General features: G+C 59.0%; 13 protein-coding genes and 3 tRNA genes. 14 read left to right on the forward strand and 2 right to left on the reverse strand.

Annotated elements, in window-relative coordinates; translation table 11 throughout:
- Positions 1-10 precede the first annotated feature (10 nt).
- Positions 11-811, reverse strand: a complete 801-nt coding sequence (locus tag ACRAWE_RS20505) for an SDR family NAD(P)-dependent oxidoreductase (protein WP_195934008.1) — start codon at positions 809-811, stop codon at positions 11-13.
- A 106-nt stretch (positions 812-917) separates the two neighbouring features.
- Here ACRAWE_RS20505 and ACRAWE_RS20510 point away from each other — a divergent pair, with 106 nt between their 5' ends.
- The 6 genes from ACRAWE_RS20510 to chbG all read left to right on the forward strand — a co-directional run bounded on the left by ACRAWE_RS20510 (position 918) and on the right by chbG (position 7,121).
- Positions 918-1,811, forward strand: a complete 894-nt coding sequence (locus ACRAWE_RS20510; RefSeq protein WP_154747089.1) for a LysR family transcriptional regulator — start codon at positions 918-920, stop codon at positions 1,809-1,811.
- Positions 1,812-2,226: 415 nt separating this feature from the next.
- Positions 2,227-2,544 (forward strand): PTS sugar transporter subunit IIB, encoded by a 318-nt coding sequence (locus ACRAWE_RS20515; protein WP_004932561.1) that lies wholly within the window; start codon positions 2,227-2,229, stop codon positions 2,542-2,544.
- 12 nt (positions 2,545-2,556) lie between these two features.
- Positions 2,557-3,918, forward strand: a complete 1,362-nt coding sequence (chbC, locus tag ACRAWE_RS20520; RefSeq protein WP_063918187.1) for a PTS N,N'-diacetylchitobiose transporter subunit IIC — start codon at positions 2,557-2,559, stop codon at positions 3,916-3,918.
- A gap of 43 nt (positions 3,919-3,961) precedes the next feature.
- Positions 3,962-5,347, forward strand: coding sequence for a glycoside hydrolase family 1 protein (locus ACRAWE_RS20525; protein ID WP_432525828.1), 1,386 nt, complete (start codon positions 3,962-3,964; stop codon positions 5,345-5,347).
- Positions 5,348-5,362: 15 nt separating this feature from the next.
- Positions 5,363-6,211 (forward strand): transcriptional regulator ChbR, encoded by an 849-nt coding sequence (gene chbR, locus ACRAWE_RS20530; protein WP_025159654.1) that lies wholly within the window; start codon positions 5,363-5,365, stop codon positions 6,209-6,211.
- A gap of 148 nt (positions 6,212-6,359) precedes the next feature.
- Positions 6,360-7,121 (forward strand): chitin disaccharide deacetylase, encoded by a 762-nt coding sequence (gene chbG / locus ACRAWE_RS20535; RefSeq protein WP_154747087.1) that lies wholly within the window; start codon positions 6,360-6,362, stop codon positions 7,119-7,121.
- 9 nt (positions 7,122-7,130) lie between these two features.
- On the opposite strand, the gene ACRAWE_RS20540 is transcribed toward chbG, so the two are convergent.
- Entirely contained in the window at positions 7,131-8,510 is a 1,380-nt protein-coding gene (locus tag ACRAWE_RS20540; RefSeq protein ID WP_211129783.1) for an MFS transporter, read from the reverse strand.
- Positions 8,511-8,753: 243 nt separating this feature from the next.
- On the opposite strand from ACRAWE_RS20540, the gene pncC reads away from it, so the two are divergent.
- From pncC to ACRAWE_RS20580, 8 genes are all read left to right on the forward strand, one after another.
- Positions 8,754-9,242 (forward strand): nicotinamide-nucleotide amidase, encoded by a 489-nt coding sequence (gene pncC / locus ACRAWE_RS20545; RefSeq protein ID WP_019455129.1) that lies wholly within the window; start codon positions 8,754-8,756, stop codon positions 9,240-9,242.
- A gap of 111 nt (positions 9,243-9,353) precedes the next feature.
- Complete coding sequence (gene recA, locus ACRAWE_RS20550) at positions 9,354-10,418, forward strand: recombinase RecA (RefSeq protein ID WP_004932541.1); 1,065 nt, start codon at positions 9,354-9,356, stop codon at positions 10,416-10,418.
- A gap of 60 nt (positions 10,419-10,478) precedes the next feature.
- On the forward strand, positions 10,479-10,991 hold the full coding sequence (recX, locus tag ACRAWE_RS20555; RefSeq protein ID WP_432525829.1) for a recombination regulator RecX: 513 nt from the start codon (positions 10,479-10,481) through the stop codon (positions 10,989-10,991).
- 133 nt (positions 10,992-11,124) lie between these two features.
- Positions 11,125-13,752: an alanine--tRNA ligase gene (alaS, locus tag ACRAWE_RS20560; RefSeq protein WP_025159655.1), complete on the forward strand. Its 2,628-nt coding sequence runs from the start codon at positions 11,125-11,127 to the stop codon at positions 13,750-13,752.
- Positions 13,753-14,004: 252 nt separating this feature from the next.
- On the forward strand, positions 14,005-14,190 hold the full coding sequence (gene csrA, locus ACRAWE_RS20565) for a carbon storage regulator CsrA (RefSeq protein ID WP_004091602.1): 186 nt from the start codon (positions 14,005-14,007) through the stop codon (positions 14,188-14,190).
- A gap of 310 nt (positions 14,191-14,500) precedes the next feature.
- Positions 14,501-14,593 (forward strand) — tRNA-Ser (locus ACRAWE_RS20570).
- A 3-nt stretch (positions 14,594-14,596) separates the two neighbouring features.
- A tRNA-Arg gene (locus ACRAWE_RS20575) sits at positions 14,597-14,673 on the forward strand.
- Positions 14,674-14,734: 61 nt separating this feature from the next.
- Positions 14,735-14,808, forward strand: a tRNA-Arg gene (locus ACRAWE_RS20580).
- Positions 14,809-14,810 lie beyond the last annotated feature (2 nt).

Consider the following 14,810-nt stretch of genomic DNA (forward strand, 5'->3'; position numbering starts at 1 on the left):
CGTCGCCTCCTCAGCGCATGCCGGCGATGGTGTAACCGCCGTCCACCAGCAGGCTTTGGCCGGTGATGAAGCGGGCCTCGTCCGTCGCCAGCCACAGTGCCACATCGCCGATATCTTCCGATTCGCCCAGGCGGCCGGCGGGCGTATGGGCGATAAAGGGCGCGAACGCCGCGCTGTCGGCCACGCTGCTGCGCGCCATCGGCGTGTCGATGATGCCGGGGTTGATGTTGTTGACGCGGATGCCCTGGCCGCTGTATTCGAGCGCCACTGCGCGGATCATCGCATCGAGCGCCCCTTTGCTGGCGGAGTAGCTGGATGAACCGGCCAGTGCGCCGTGGGTCAGCCAGGAGGAGGTGTTGATGATCACGCCGCCCGAGCGTTGAGCCAGGAAGGTTTCAATCTCGTATTTCATCGCCAGCCAGACGCCTCTGAGGTTAATGGCGATAACCCGGTCAAAATCTTCGCTGGTCTGTTCGGTGATGGGGGCGAAGTTGCCGATGATGCCGGCGTTGTTGAAGGCGACGTCGAGTCGGCCGTAATGGGCGGTCACCGCGGCGAGCAGCCGGCGGATATCACCCTCCTGGGCGACGTCGGTCACGATGGGCAGGGCGTCGCCGCCGGCCAACGCGATATCGCGCGCCGTGGCTTCGATCTCCGCCGCGCGCCGGCCGGCCAACGCCACTTTGGCGCCCTCGCGGGCATAGGCCAGCGCTGCGGCGCGGCCGATGCCGGTGCCGCCGCCGCTCACCAGTACGACTTTACCCGCCAGCCTGCGCGGCGTTTCATGAGTTGGAGCTGTAGCATTAATCATCGCATCGATACCTGGTAATGGGTTCGATCGCAATGCTATGTTGTTAGGTGACGGATAACTATCCGCTAAAAATTCATCTCACTATTAGATAATTTATATCAATAGCATGAAGAAACCCGAACTGTCCGGTCTGGCGGCCTTCGTGGCTATCGCCAGTGAACGCAGCTTCCGCCGCGCCGCCGCTCGGCTGGGCGTAACGCCGCCGACGCTGACCCACACCTTGCGCGAGCTGGAGGCGCAGGTGGGCATTCGCCTGCTGAACCGCACCACCCGCAACGTCTCGCCGACGGAGGCCGGCGAGCATCTGTTGGCGCAGCTGGTGCCGGCCTTTACCGATATCGACGCCGCGCTGGAGAGCCTGAATGCGTTTCGCGACGGGCCGCGCGGCCTGGTGCGCATCAACGCGCCGCGTTCGGCCATCGAGCTCGCCATCGTGCCGCATCTGGGGCGCTTGGCCAGCGAGTACCCAGGCATTACGCTGGAAGTGGTGGCGGACGAAGGGTTCGCCAACATCGTTGAACAAGGCTTTGATGCCGGTATCCGACTCGGTGAGGATCTGCACAACGATATGCGCGCGGTGCGCGTGACGCCAGATCTGCGTTTTGCCATCGTCGCCACGCCGGACTATTTTCAACGGCATGGCGAACCGGCGCACCCGCAGGATTTGCTGCAGCATCGCTGCATCGGTTGGCGCAAGGCCTCTTCGGGCGAGCGCTACAAATGGGCGTTTCAGCAGGGCGAGCAGCGATTTTCCGTGGCGGTCAACAGCCCGCTGATCGTGGATGACGCCAGACTGTTGCTGCAGGCGGCGTTGGCGCACGTCGGCATCGCTTTCGCCATCGAGCAGGAGGTGGAAGAACACCTGGCGAGCGGGCGGCTGCGGCGAGTGTTGGCCGACTGGTGCGCGCCGTTTCCCGGTTTTTACCTCTATTATCCCAATCGTAGAAATCACCCCGTGGCGTTGACCACGGTGATCGAGTTGCTGCGTCTGCCCACGTAATCCTCCCCACGCCACCGCGTGCGGGATGGCAGGGGGGAATCAAGCCTGAACTATTTTTATATCCTCTCCATTTGTTCCGGCTCAAATAAACCCTTAAATTCTCAGCGCGTTCATAACTGGCTGTTTATAATTGCTATTTGAGTATTTATTGCGAATATTCTGAGTTTTTATCGGTTATTTGAGAGCCCGGTCACACTATTTTTTTGTGCGAAATGTGAAGAGGGTCAATCCGCCAGGTCAATGAGAGACGGTTATGTTACCTCCTGGCTTACCGATCCGTTTTTCATGCTCCGTATACTGTCCGTAACCAGGGCAACGTGACGGAAATTTTCATAAGGAATGTGCGTGAAGCAATCGTGATTGCATCTGGCATACAAATAACACGGGGTTTTTTTGATTATCTGAGGTGCTTGGTATGGAAAAGAAAAAAATCTATCTGTTTTGTTCTGCCGGTATGTCCACTTCCCTGTTGGTATCAAAAATGAAGGCGCAGGCCGAGAAATATGAAGTGCCGGTGATCATCGCCGCTTACCCGGAAGCGCTGGCCGCCGAGAAGGGCGTTGAAGCGGATCTGATCCTGCTGGGGCCGCAGATCGCCTACACCTTGCCGGAAGTGCAAAAACAGCTGCCCAACAAACCTGTGGAAGTCATCGATCCGCTGCTGTACGGCAAGGTCGATGGGCTGGGCGTACTGAAGGCCGCGGTGGCCGCCATCAAGAAAGCCAACCAATAACAGGAGGCCGCCGTGAATACCCTCATTGCCTCGCTCGAGAAGGTTATCCTGCCTTTCGCCGTAAAAATCGGTAAGCAGCCCCACGTCAACGCCATCAAGAACGGCTTTATCCGCCTGATGCCGCTGACCTTGACCGGGGCGATGTTCGTGTTGATCAACAACGTGTTCCTCAGCTTCGGTGAGGGATCGTTCTTCTATTCGTTGGGCGTGAGGTTGGACGCCTCCACCATCGAGACGCTTAACGGCCTGAAGAGCATCGGCGGCAGCGTTTACAACGGTACGCTGGGGATCATGTCCCTGATGACGCCGTTCTTTATCAGCATGGCGTTGGCCGAAGAGCGCAAGGTCGATCCGCTGGCCTCGGCACTGCTGGCGGTGGCGGCCTTCATGACCGTCACGCCGTTCAACGTCGGCGAGGCCTATGCGGTGGGCGCCAACTGGCTGGGCGGCGCCAACATCATTTCCGGTATGGTGATCGGGTTGGCGGTGGCTGAGATGTTTGCTTTCATCGTGCGGCGCAACTGGGTGATCAGCCTGCCGGACAGCGTGCCGGCTTCGGTGTCGCGCTCTTTCTCGGCGCTGATCCCCGGCTTCATCATCCTCTCCATCATGGGGCTGGTGGCGTTCGCGCTGGCGCATTGGGGCACCAACTTCCACCAGATCATCATGGACGGCATTTCGGCGCCGCTGGCCAAGATGGGCAGCGTGGTGGGTTGGGTGTACGTGCTGTTCTCTTCGCTGCTGTGGTTCTTTGGGGTGCACGGCTCCATGGCGCTGGCGGCGCTGGACAGCGGCATCATGACACCGTTCGCGCTGGAAAACGTGGAGCTGTACAACAAATACGGTTCTGTCGAAGCGGCGGTGGCCGCCGGTAAAGAGTTCCACATGTGGGCGAAACCGTTCGTCGACTCCTATATCTACCTCGGTGGCACCGGCTCGACGCTGGGCCTGATCATCGCCATCTTCATCGCCTCGCGCCGCGAGGATTACCGCCAGGTCGCCAAGTTGGCGACACCATCCGGCATTTTCCAGATCAACGAGCCGATCCTGTTCGGCCTGCCGGTGATCATGAACCCGGTGATGTTCATTCCGTTTATTCTGGTACAGCCGGTGCTGACCATTATCACTTCGCTGGCTTATTACTCCGGACTGATCCCGCCGATCACCAACATCGCGCCCTGGACCATGCCGGTCGGCCTGGGGGCGTTCTTCAACACCAACGGCAGCATCATGGCCATGTTGCTGAGCCTGTTCAACCTGGCGGTCGCCACCGTGATTTACCTGCCGTTCGTGGCGATCTCCAACAAGGCGCAGAGCCAGATCGATGCGGCGACAGAAAGCGAAGAAGACATCGCCAACGCGCTGAAATTCTAACTGTGGAACGGGGCGGCGCGGCCGCCCCGCGAGGGACGCGAGTATGGAATATCAATTTGCCGACGGGTTCTGGTGGGGCAGCGCCACCTCCGCGCCGCAGTCTGAAGGGGCGGCCGCGCGGGACGGCAAGAGCCGCAACATCTTCGACTATTGGTACGAGATCGCGCCCGAGCGCTTTCACGATCGGGTGGGGCCGGCCGAGGCCTCGACCTTTTATGACCATTTCCGCACCGACATCGGGCTGCTCAAAACGTTGGGCCACAATACCTTCAGAACGTCGATCTCGTGGTCGCGGCTGATCCCGGACGGCGACGGCGAGGTGAACCCGCAGGCGGTGGCGTTCTACAACGCGATGATCGACGAGCTGCTGGCGCAGGGCATCACCCCGTTTATCAATCTCTATCACTTCGATATGCCGCTGTGCATGCAGCAGCGCGGCGGCTGGGAAAGCCGGGCGGTGATCGAGGCCTACGCGCGTTACGCCGATACCTGTTTCGGCCTGTTTGGCGATCGGGTTACCCACTGGTTCACCTTCAACGAGCCGATCGTGCCGGTGGAGGCCGGTTACCTGAATGACTTGCACTACCCTTGCGTGGTGGACTTCAAACGGGCGGTCACCGTGGCGTATCACAGCGTATTGGCGCATGCCATGGCGGTGCAGCGTTTCAGAGCGCGCGGGTTGCCGGGGAGCATCGGCATCATTCTGAATCTGAGCCCGACCTATCCGCGCTCCGATGCGCCGGAGGATCTGCAGGCCGCACACGACGCCGATCTGCTGCTCAATCGCAGCTTTCTCGAGCCGGTCGCCAAGGGACGTTATCCGACGGCGCTGCTGCACCTGTTGGAGCAGCATGGGCTGATGCCGCACTGCGAGCCGCAGGACGCGCAGCTGATCGAAGGCGGCGTGGTGGATATCCTCGGCGTCAACTACTACCAGCCGCGCAGGGTGCAGGCGAAAGAGGGGCGTTGCGCCGCGGGGCCGATCGCATCGCCGGAGGATTTGTTCAGCTACTATGCAATGCCGGGCCGCAAAATCAATCCGCATCGCGGTTGGGAGATCTATGAGAAGGGGCTGTACGACATCCTGATGGATCTGAAAGAGAACTACGGCAATCTGCCTTGTTATATTTCGGAAAACGGCATGGGCGTCGAGGGCGAAGAAGCGTTTATCGGCGCCGATGGGCGGGTGGAAGACGACTACCGCATCGACTTTATTCGCGAGCACCTGAAGTGGCTACACCGCGCGCTGGCGGAAGGTTCGCAATGCAAGGGCTATCATCTGTGGACCTTTATCGACTGCTGGTCCTGGTTGAACGCCTACAAGAATCGGTATGGGCTGGTGCGGCTGGATCGGGCGGATCAGCGGCGCACCATCAAGAAAAGCGGTTACTGGTTTGCCGAGGCGGCCAGACGCAACGGATTTGACTAACGGGAGGCCGGCGCCGTGTCCGATAACCGAATTTCACTGAGCGCAAACGACGTGAAGCTGATTCGCGAGCAGGATTTCTTTAACTGCAAAGATTTTCACCTGTTTATCTACAACAAGGTGGAAAGCGCCACCGGGCTGCATCAGCACGACTATTACGAGTTCACCATCGTGCTGAGCGGCAAATGCTATCAGGAGATCAACGGCAAACGGGTGCTGCTGGAACGGGGGGATTTCGTCTTTATTCCTATCGGTTCCTACCACCAGAGCTTTTACGAGTTCGGCGCGACGAAAATCTTCAACGTGGCGGTCAGCAAAGCGTTCTTTGAAGAGCATTACTTGCAACAGCTGCCGCGTTGTTTCGTCGCCTCGCAGGCCTACAGCCTGAGAAGCGAGTTTTTGGCCTATATCGAATCGGTGGTGAGCTCGCCGCAGTTTCGCGAGGACGACTTCGCCGAATTCCTCGAAACATTGACCTTCTACGTGATCAGCCGCATCCGACATTATAAAGAAGAAAACGACGGCGGCGATGATATCCCGCAGTGGCTGAAGAACACCCTGGCCGGCATGCATGACAAGGCGATGTTCGGCGAAAAGGCGTTGGCGAACATGGTGGCGCTATCGGGGAAAACTCAGGAGTACCTGACCCGGGCGATGCGGCGCTACTATCAGAAGACGCCGATGCAGGTGATCAATGAGATCCGCATCAATTTCGCCAAGACGCAGCTGGAGGTCACCAACTATTCGGTCTCCGACATCGCTTTTGATTCCGGCTATGGCGATGTCAGCCTGTTCATTAAAAACTTCAAGCGGCTCACCGACGTGACCCCTGGTAACTACCGAAAAAAGTGTTACGGCCCTCTTTAGGGCCGCTCCCGATCAGTATCAACGCCGATATGCCGATGAGCTTCAGGGCGCCGGTCGGTTAATCATTTGATTTTTACCTTAACGAAGGGGAATGCCGCGCCGAGCGGTCGGCCTTCCCTCGCCAAAAATCTATCCCGCGGGAGCCTCTATGGAAAAACTACTGATCGTGAATGCCGACGATTTCGGCCTGAGCAAAGGGCAGAACTATGGCGTCATCGAGGCGTATCAGCATGGCGTCGTTTCCTCCACCACGGCGATGGTGAACGGCGGTGGCGCGCAGCACGCGGCGGCGCTCAGCCGGCAATATCCGGGGTTGCCGATCGGGCTGCATTTCGTTTTGACCCATGGCAAGCCGCTGGGCGCCATGCCTTCGCTGGTCAACGAACATGGCGAACTGGGCAAATGGCTGTGGCGCCGCGCCGAGGCCGGCGAGCTGCAGCTGGACGAAATTCACGAGGAGCTGCAGCGCCAGTTCGCGCGGTTTGTGACGCTGTTCGGCCGGCCGCCGACGCATATCGATAGCCACCACCATGTGCATATGCAGCCGCAGATTTATCCGCTGGTGGAGGCGTTCGCGCAGGCGCAGGGGCTGCCGCTGCGCCTCGATCGCGAAGAGGCGAAACGGCGCGATATTACGTTGCAGATGCCCTGCAGCACCGATGCGTTTGACGCGGGATTCTACGGTGAGGCGATCTCCGAAGCCTTGTTCCTGCAGAGGTTGGCGCGTGCCGACGAGCAGGGCGTCGAGTCATTGGAAATAATGTGCCACCCGGCGTTTCTCGATGCGACCATTCTGCAGAGCCAATACTGCCACCCGCGTCTCGTCGAGCTGGATGTGTTGACCGCGCCGACGCTGAAAGCGGCGATCGCCGAACGCGGTTTCCTGCTGGGCTCCTTCCAGGATCTGTAACGCCGCCGTTTACAGCATGGCGTGCGCCTTTTTCAGGCCGGTGTCCTCTTCCGGATCGGCGCCCTGAGGCAAAGGCTCCGCCTCTTGTTCTTCGGGCTGCGGATCGTCGACCTCGGGCGCCGCTTCCGGCGGCGGCATGGTGTCGTGAATGATCTGTTCATCGAAGGTCGGGTTGAGCGCCGGCGACAGCGGCGAGCTGGCGAGGCTGTCCGGCAGCGGGATGTGCGGCACCGGCGCGTCCTGCGCCAGCTGCGGTTCCTCTGCTTTCGTCGTGCGGCTGAGGGCCGCCAGCAGCACGCCGCACAGGGCGAAGAAGGCGTACAGGATATTGCCGCCCAGCGGTTCGATCAGCGCGCCGACCGCCAATGGTCCGATGCTGGCGCCGACGCCGAACGCCATCAGCAGACAGGCGGCCAGCGAGACGCGGCGCTCCGGCTCTATCAGATCGTTGGCCAGCGCCACCGCCAGCGGGTAGAGCGTAAATTGCAGCATGCTGACGACGAACCCGACCGCCAGCAGCAGCGGGAAATCGATGTGCGGCAGCAGCGCCAGCGGCAGCGCCGCCACGATCAGCAAAATGGCGTTGAGGCGCATCAGCAAGGGGCGGTTGTAGCGATCCGACAGCCAACTGAGCGGAAACTGTGCCACCAGCCCGGCGAAGATGGACAGCGCCATGAACAGGCCGGTTTGCTGAGTGGTTAAGGATTGCAGGCTGGCGTAGACCGGCGCCAGGCCGTAAAACGAGCCGACCACCATGCCGATCACCAGCGTGGTGGCCAATACTTTGGGGATGGCGCCGACGAAGTAACGCAGTTCCATCGGAGCCGGCGACATGTGGCGCGCATTGGTGCGGGTAGTAAGGGCGATCGGCACCAGGCAGAGCGCGAAGCACAGTGCGATCACCAGCAGCGTGGCGATACCCAGGTTGCTTTGCAGCATCAGCACGATTTGGCCCAGCGACATGCCGAGATAGGTCGCCGCCATATAGAAACCGAACACCATGCCGCGCTGGTTGGATTCCGCCTGGTCGTTCAGCCAGCTTTCCAGCACCATGTACTGGCACATCATGCACAGTCCGATCACCAGACGCAGCGCTACCCAGGCGGGAATGAACTCCGTCAGGCCGTGCCCCAGCACCGCGGCGGTGATGATGCCGGCGCAGGCTACGTAGGCGCGGATATGCCCGACGCGGGCGATGAGAAAGTGGCCGACCTTGCCGCCGATCACCAATCCGATGTAGTTGGCGGCAATGATGGCACCGATCAGCGCGCTGCTGACATGGATGGAGGTCAGCCGCAGCGAAACGTAGGTAGTGAGCAGGCCCGAGCCCAACAGCAGCAGCAGGGTGGTGGTGTACAACGGCAAGAATACGCCCAACGTTTTTTTCACTCTATCATCCTAATCTCTTCGGGTGCGCCCTGAGGCCGGCGCCGCAGCGCGCCGCCTCCGTGATGTTCCTTGTGCTGGTGCGCCGCCGCTCGATGGGGCGCTTCTTTTGATACTAGCAGCTTGACCGGGCGCTTAAAACCGCACCGCCTGCGAGGCGCTGCGCATTTCCACGCGCCGGCCGCCGCGCCGCCTTGATAAATGCTACTATCGGGCGCATATACCTGAATTCGCGAAGGAGGGGTTATGAGTGAAAACCAACTGCGCCGGCTCAGCGTGCTGGCGGGGGAGAAACTGAAGGCGCAGAACCGCTGGATCACCTGCGCGGAATCCTGCACCGGCGGCGGTATCGCCAAGGCCATTACCGACATCGCCGGCAGCTCTGCCTATTTCGATCGCGGTTTCGTCACCTACAGTAATGCGGCGAAGCATGACCTGCTGGGGGTGAGCGAAGCCACGTTGACGGCGCACGGCGCGGTCAGTGCAGAGGTGGTGCGCGAGATGGCGATAGGGGCGCTGCGTGCGGCGCGGGCCGATCTGGCGCTGTCGGTGAGCGGCATCGCCGGCCCGGACGGCGGCAGCGAGGAAAAGCCGGTTGGCACCGTGTGGTTCGGCTTCGCCAACAGCGATGGCCGGGGGCTGGTGCGCAAGATGCAATTCAAGGGCGACCGCGATGCGGTGCGGCTGCAGGCGACGATCTTCGCGCTGCAAACCGCCATTGACGAATTTTTGTAAATTAGGCTTGATACTGTATGACCATACAGTATAATTAGTGACATTTCCTGCACAACATACATTCAGTGGCAGTGTGGGGTAACACCGGCATTGCGAAACGAAGGAGCAAAAATGGCTATTGATGAGAACAAGCAAAAGGCGTTAGCTGCGGCACTGGGCCAGATTGAGAAACAGTTCGGCAAAGGCTCCATCATGCGTCTGGGTGAAGACCGCTCCATGGACGTGGAAACGATCTCCACCGGCTCACTGTCACTCGATATCGCCCTGGGCGCCGGCGGCCTGCCGATGGGCCGCATCGTAGAAATCTACGGCCCGGAATCGTCCGGTAAAACCACGTTGACGCTGCAGGTGATCGCCGCTGCGCAGCGCGAAGGCAAAACCTGTGCGTTCATCGACGCCGAGCACGCGCTGGATCCTATCTATGCGAAAAAGCTGGGCGTCGATATAGACAACCTGCTGTGCTCTCAGCCGGACACCGGCGAGCAGGCGCTGGAAATCTGTGATGCGCTGACCCGCTCCGGTGCGGTTGACGTTATCATCGTCGACTCCGTGGCGGCGCTGACGCCGAAGGCGGAAATCGAAGGTGAAATCGGCGATTCGCACATGGGCCTGGCGGCGCGCATGATGAGCCAGGCGATGCGTAAGCTGGCCGGCAACCTGAAAAACGCCAACACCCTGCTGATCTTCATCAACCAGATCCGTATGAAAATCGGCGTGATGTTCGGCAACCCGGAAACCACGACCGGCGGTAACGCCCTGAAGTTCTATGCTTCGGTGCGTCTGGATATCCGCCGCATCGGCGCCATCAAAGAGGGCGATGAAGTGGTGGGCAGCGAAACCCGCGTGAAAGTGGTGAAGAACAAAATCGCTGCGCCATTCAAGCAGGCTGAGTTCCAAATCATGTACGGCGAAGGCATCAACAGCCGCGGCGAGCTGGTCGATCTTGGCGTTAAGCACAAGATGATCGAAAAAGCCGGCGCCTGGTACAGCTATAACGGCGAGAAGATCGGTCAGGGCAAGGCGAACGCCTGTAACTTCCTGAAAGAAAACCCAGCGATCGCCGCCGAGCTGGACAAGAAGCTGCGCGACCTGCTGCTGCACAGCGGCGGTGAACTGGTGGCCGCTTCCGGTGACGACTTCGAAGACGACGAAGCGGAAACCAGCGAGCAGTTCTAATCGCTGAAGGTATGCGCCGCCGCTTGTGTGGCGCATATCCCATAAATTCAGGCTTGAATGATGAATGATTTGCTAAGCCGCGCCATGCGCCTGCTGTCGCAACGCGATCATAGTGAAGCTGAACTGCGCCGCAAACTTGCGGCGCAGCCGTTTGTGGCGAAAGCCCGTTTTGGTGGCAAGGGGCCACATGCGCCGGCATCATCGTCGGTGGCTGAAGAGCCGGTGGATCCTGCGCAGATCGAGCAGGTTATCGCCTACTGTTACCAGCATAACTGGCTGGACGATCGGCGTTTCGCCCACAGTTACATCGGTAGCCGCAGCCGCAAGGGTTATGGCGCGCAGCGTATCCGCAGCGAACTGATGCAAAAGGGCGTGGATAAAGCGCTGGTGCAGGACGCGCTGGCGGAATGCGACATCGACTGGTGTGAACAGGCTAAACAGGTGGCGCAGCGAAAATTTGGCGATGTGTTGCCAACCGACTGGAAAGAGAAAGCCAAAGTGCAGCGTTATCTGCTCTATCGCGGCTTCTTCCAGGAAGAAATTCAGTCAATTTACCGTGATTTTGCGCAATGAGCGCACACGGGGTTTTACTTCCCTCTGAAGAAAATTTATCTTATCCCCACTTTTTGTTCGTGAGCTGGTTGTCATCGTCGGGATGACGCGTCGCCGGCTCACGTGTCGTTATTCTAGCCTTTCCAGGAAAATTATGAGCAAGAGCACCGCTGAGATCCGTCAAGCGTTTCTCGATTTCTTTCATAGTAAGGGTCACCAGGTTGTAGCAAGCAGCTCCCTGGTGCCTAACAATGATCCGACATTGCTGTTTACCAATGCCGGCATGAACCAATTTAAGGATGTTTTCCTGGGGCTCGACAAACGCGCCTATTCCCGCGCCACCACCTCGCAGCGCTGCGTGCGCGCAGGCGGCAAGCATAACGACCTGGAAAACGTCGGTTATACCGCTCGTCACCACACCTTCTTTGAAATGCTGGGCAACTTCAGCTTCGGCGATTACTTCAAGCACGACGCTATCAGCTACGCGTGGGAACTGCTGACCGGTGAAAACTGGTTCAACCTGCCGAAAGAAAGACTGTGGGTCACCGTATATGAAACCGATGACGAAGCCTTCGACATCTGGCAGAAGCAAATCGGCGTTCCGGCCGAGCGCATTATCCGCATCGGTGACAACAAGGGCGCGCCTTTCGCTTCCGATAACTTCTGGCAGATGGGCGACACCGGCCCATGCGGCCCGTGCACCGAGATTTTCTACGATCACGGCGATCACATCTGGGGTGGCCCTCCAGGCAGCCCGGAAGAAGACGGCGACCGTTACATCGAGATCTGGAACATCGTTTTCATGCAGTTCAACCGTCAGTCCGACGGCACCATGCTGCCGCTGCCGAAACCTTCGGTGGATACCGGCATGGGTCTGGAGCGCATCGCGGCGGTGTTGCAGCATGTGAACTCCAACTATGAGATCGACCTGTTCCGCACCCTGATCGCCGCCGTAGCGAAAGTGACCGGCGCGACCGATCTGGACAACAAATCCCTGCGCGTTATCGCCGACCACATCCGTTCTTGCGCCTTCCTGGTGTCGGACGGCGTGATCCCGTCTAACGAAAACCGCGGCTACGTGCTGCGTCGCATCATTCGTCGCGCGATCCGTCATGGCAACATGTTGGGCGCGAAAGACACCTTCTTCTACAAGCTGGTGGCACCGCTGATCGAAGTGATGGGCCCGGCGGCCGACGAGCTGAAACGCCAGCAATCGTTGGTGGAGCAGGTGCTGAAAACCGAAGAAGAGCAGTTTGCCCGCACGCTGGAGCGTGGCCTGGCGCTGCTGGACGAAGAGCTGGCCAAGCTGCAGGGCGATACCCTGGACGGCGAAACCGCTTTCCGTCTGTACGACACCTACGGCTTCCCGGTCGATCTGACCGCTGACGTTTGCCGCGAGCGCGGTCTGAAAGTCGACGAAGCAGGCTTTGAAGAGGCGATGGAAGCGCAGCGCCGCCGCGCGCGTGAGTCCAGCGGTTTCGGTGCCGACTACAACAGCCTGATCCGCGTGGACGGCAGCAGCCAGTTCAGCGGCTACGATCACGACGAGCAGCAGGCGACGGTCATCGCACTGTTCCGCGACGGCCAACCGGTCGATCAGATCAGCGCCGGCGAAGAGGCTGTGGTGGTGCTGGATGAGACGCCATTTTACGGTGAGTCCGGTGGCCAGGTCGGCGATAAAGGCGTGCTGAAAGCCGCCGGCGCAGAATTTGTGGTCAACGACACCCAGAAATACGGCCAGGCTATCGGCCATCAAGGCAAGCTGGCGCAAGGTTCGCTGAAGCTGAACGATCGCGTTGACGCGCAGATCGATACCGAGCGTCGCAACAGCATCCGTCTGAACCACTCCGCAACCCACCTGTTGCACGCCGCGCTGCGCCAAACGTTGGGCGACCACGTTGCGCAGAAAGGCTCGCTGGTTAACGACAAATACCTGCGTTTCGACTTCTCGCATTTCGAAGCGATGAAACCAGAGCAAATCCGCGCGGTGGAAGATCTGGTGAACCAGCAGGTGCGCCGCAACCTGCCGGTACAGACCGAGCTGATGGCGTTGGAAGATGCCAAAGAGAAGGGCGCGATGGCGCTGTTCGGCGAGAAGTACGATGACAACGTGCGCGTGCTGACCATGGGCGACTTCTCCACCGAACTGTGCGGCGGTACCCATGCCAGCCGCACCGGCGATATTGGCCTGTTCCGCATTCTGAGCGAGTCGGGCACTGCGGCGGGCATCCGTCGTATCGAAGCGGTGACCGGCGCAGGCGCTATCGCCACGCTGCACCAGCAAAGCGATTTGTTGCAAGACGTTGCGCAGTTGGTCAAGGGCGACAGCAACAACCTGACCGATAAAGTGCGCTCGGTGCTCGATCGCACCCGCGCGCTGGAAAAAGAACTGCAGCAGTTGAAAGATCAGCAGGCGGCGCAGGAAAGCGCGTCGCTGTCCAGCCAGGCGAAAGTGGTTAACGGCGTGAAGCTGTTGGTCAGCCAGTTGGATAATGTCGAAGCCAAAATGCTGCGCACCATGGTGGATGACCTGAAAAACCAATTGGGTTCGGCCATTATCGTGTTGGCAACGACGGCTGACGACAAAGTCAGCCTGGTCGCAGGCGTGACCAAGGATCTGACTGACCGCGTAAAAGCCGGCGAGTTGATCGGCAACGTGGCGCAGCAGGTGGGCGGCAAGGGCGGTGGCCGCCCGGATATGGCGATGGCGGGGGGGACGGATATCAACGCCCTGCCAGCGGCGTTAAACAGCGTAGAAGCCTGGGTGGCCTCGAAGCTGTGAACATAAATAAATAGTACGGACAAACGCCATAATACTTTGTTGATTATGGCGTTTTCATACTGTGCTAACACAATTTAGTTACAATTGCGGGAACAAAGTTTTTCAGGTCGGCTAAACTTACCATTATCTGAGGTGGGACCAAGTCTGCTTACACTTATTGTGGATTGCGCGGCTTACGTTTTCACCACATATGATGGATAATGACGGGGAAACTGAGAGACCCGACTCTTTTAATCTTTCAAGGAGCAAAGAATGTTAATTCTGACTCGTCGAGTTGGTGAAACCCTCATGATTGGCGATGAGGTTACGGTCACTGTGCTAGGGGTAAAAGGCAACCAGGTGCGTATTGGTGTGAACGCCCCCAAAGAGGTTTCGGTTCACCGTGAAGAAATCTATCAGCGCATTCAGGCAGAGAAGTCTCAGCAGACGACTTACTGATTCCGAAGCAGCGTCTCGTTGCCAGACGAGACGCTACTGCATCGTTTTAGCCACTTCTTTCGTTCTCCCCTCTTTTTTTCGTGATTATTTTCCCGGTTAGTTTCCTGCTTTGTTGCGACAAACGCTGCGGTTGCCTGTTGATAAAACGCCCTTTTTGCCGTGAAATCGCCCATGTTGGGTGTGAATTGTGCAAACGCGCATGAGTTGGGAAAAATTGTTTGACTTAAAAGTCGGAGAAAGTAATATGTGCGCCACGCAGTGCCGATGAGCTTCTCTAAAGCAAGTTAGGCACAATTCGAAAGAAGCGTATGGTGAGGTGGCCGAGAGGCTGAAGGCGCTCCCCTGCTAAGGGAGTATGCGGTCAAAAGCTGCATCCGGGGTTCGAATCCCCGCCTCACCGCCATTTGCATCCATAGCTCAGCTGGATAGAGTACTCGGCTACGAACCGAGCGGTCGGAGGTTCGAATCCTCCTGGATGCACCATATTTTGCAGTATGGTGGGGTAGTAACAACATACCATACGGTATCAAAAAAGAATTCCTGTGCATCCATAGCTCAGCTGGATAGAGTACTCGGCTACGAACCGAGCGGTCGGAGGTTCGAATCCTCCTGGATGCACC

This window comes from Serratia sp. BFP-2025, assembly GCF_050880365.1.
GTDB classification, from domain to species: Bacteria; Pseudomonadota; Gammaproteobacteria; order Enterobacterales; family Enterobacteriaceae; genus Serratia; species Serratia surfactantfaciens.

Coding starts and splice junctions, on each gene's coding strand:
- ACRAWE_RS20505 (WP_195934008.1), bottom strand. CDS start 811: ATGATTAATGCTACAGCTCCAACTCATGAAACGCCGCGCAGGCTGGCG.
- ACRAWE_RS20510 (WP_154747089.1), top strand. CDS start 918: ATGAAGAAACCCGAACTGTCCGGTCTGGCGGCCTTCGTGGCTATCGCC.
- ACRAWE_RS20515 (WP_004932561.1), top strand. CDS start 2,227: ATGGAAAAGAAAAAAATCTATCTGTTTTGTTCTGCCGGTATGTCCACT.
- ACRAWE_RS20525 (WP_432525828.1), top strand. CDS start 3,962: ATGGAATATCAATTTGCCGACGGGTTCTGGTGGGGCAGCGCCACCTCC.
- chbG (WP_154747087.1), top strand. CDS start 6,360: ATGGAAAAACTACTGATCGTGAATGCCGACGATTTCGGCCTGAGCAAA.
- pncC (WP_019455129.1), top strand. CDS start 8,754: ATGAGTGAAAACCAACTGCGCCGGCTCAGCGTGCTGGCGGGGGAGAAA.
- recA (WP_004932541.1), top strand. CDS start 9,354: ATGGCTATTGATGAGAACAAGCAAAAGGCGTTAGCTGCGGCACTGGGC.
- recX (WP_432525829.1), top strand. CDS start 10,479: ATGAATGATTTGCTAAGCCGCGCCATGCGCCTGCTGTCGCAACGCGAT.
- alaS (WP_025159655.1), top strand. CDS start 11,125: ATGAGCAAGAGCACCGCTGAGATCCGTCAAGCGTTTCTCGATTTCTTT.
- csrA (WP_004091602.1), top strand. CDS start 14,005: ATGTTAATTCTGACTCGTCGAGTTGGTGAAACCCTCATGATTGGCGAT.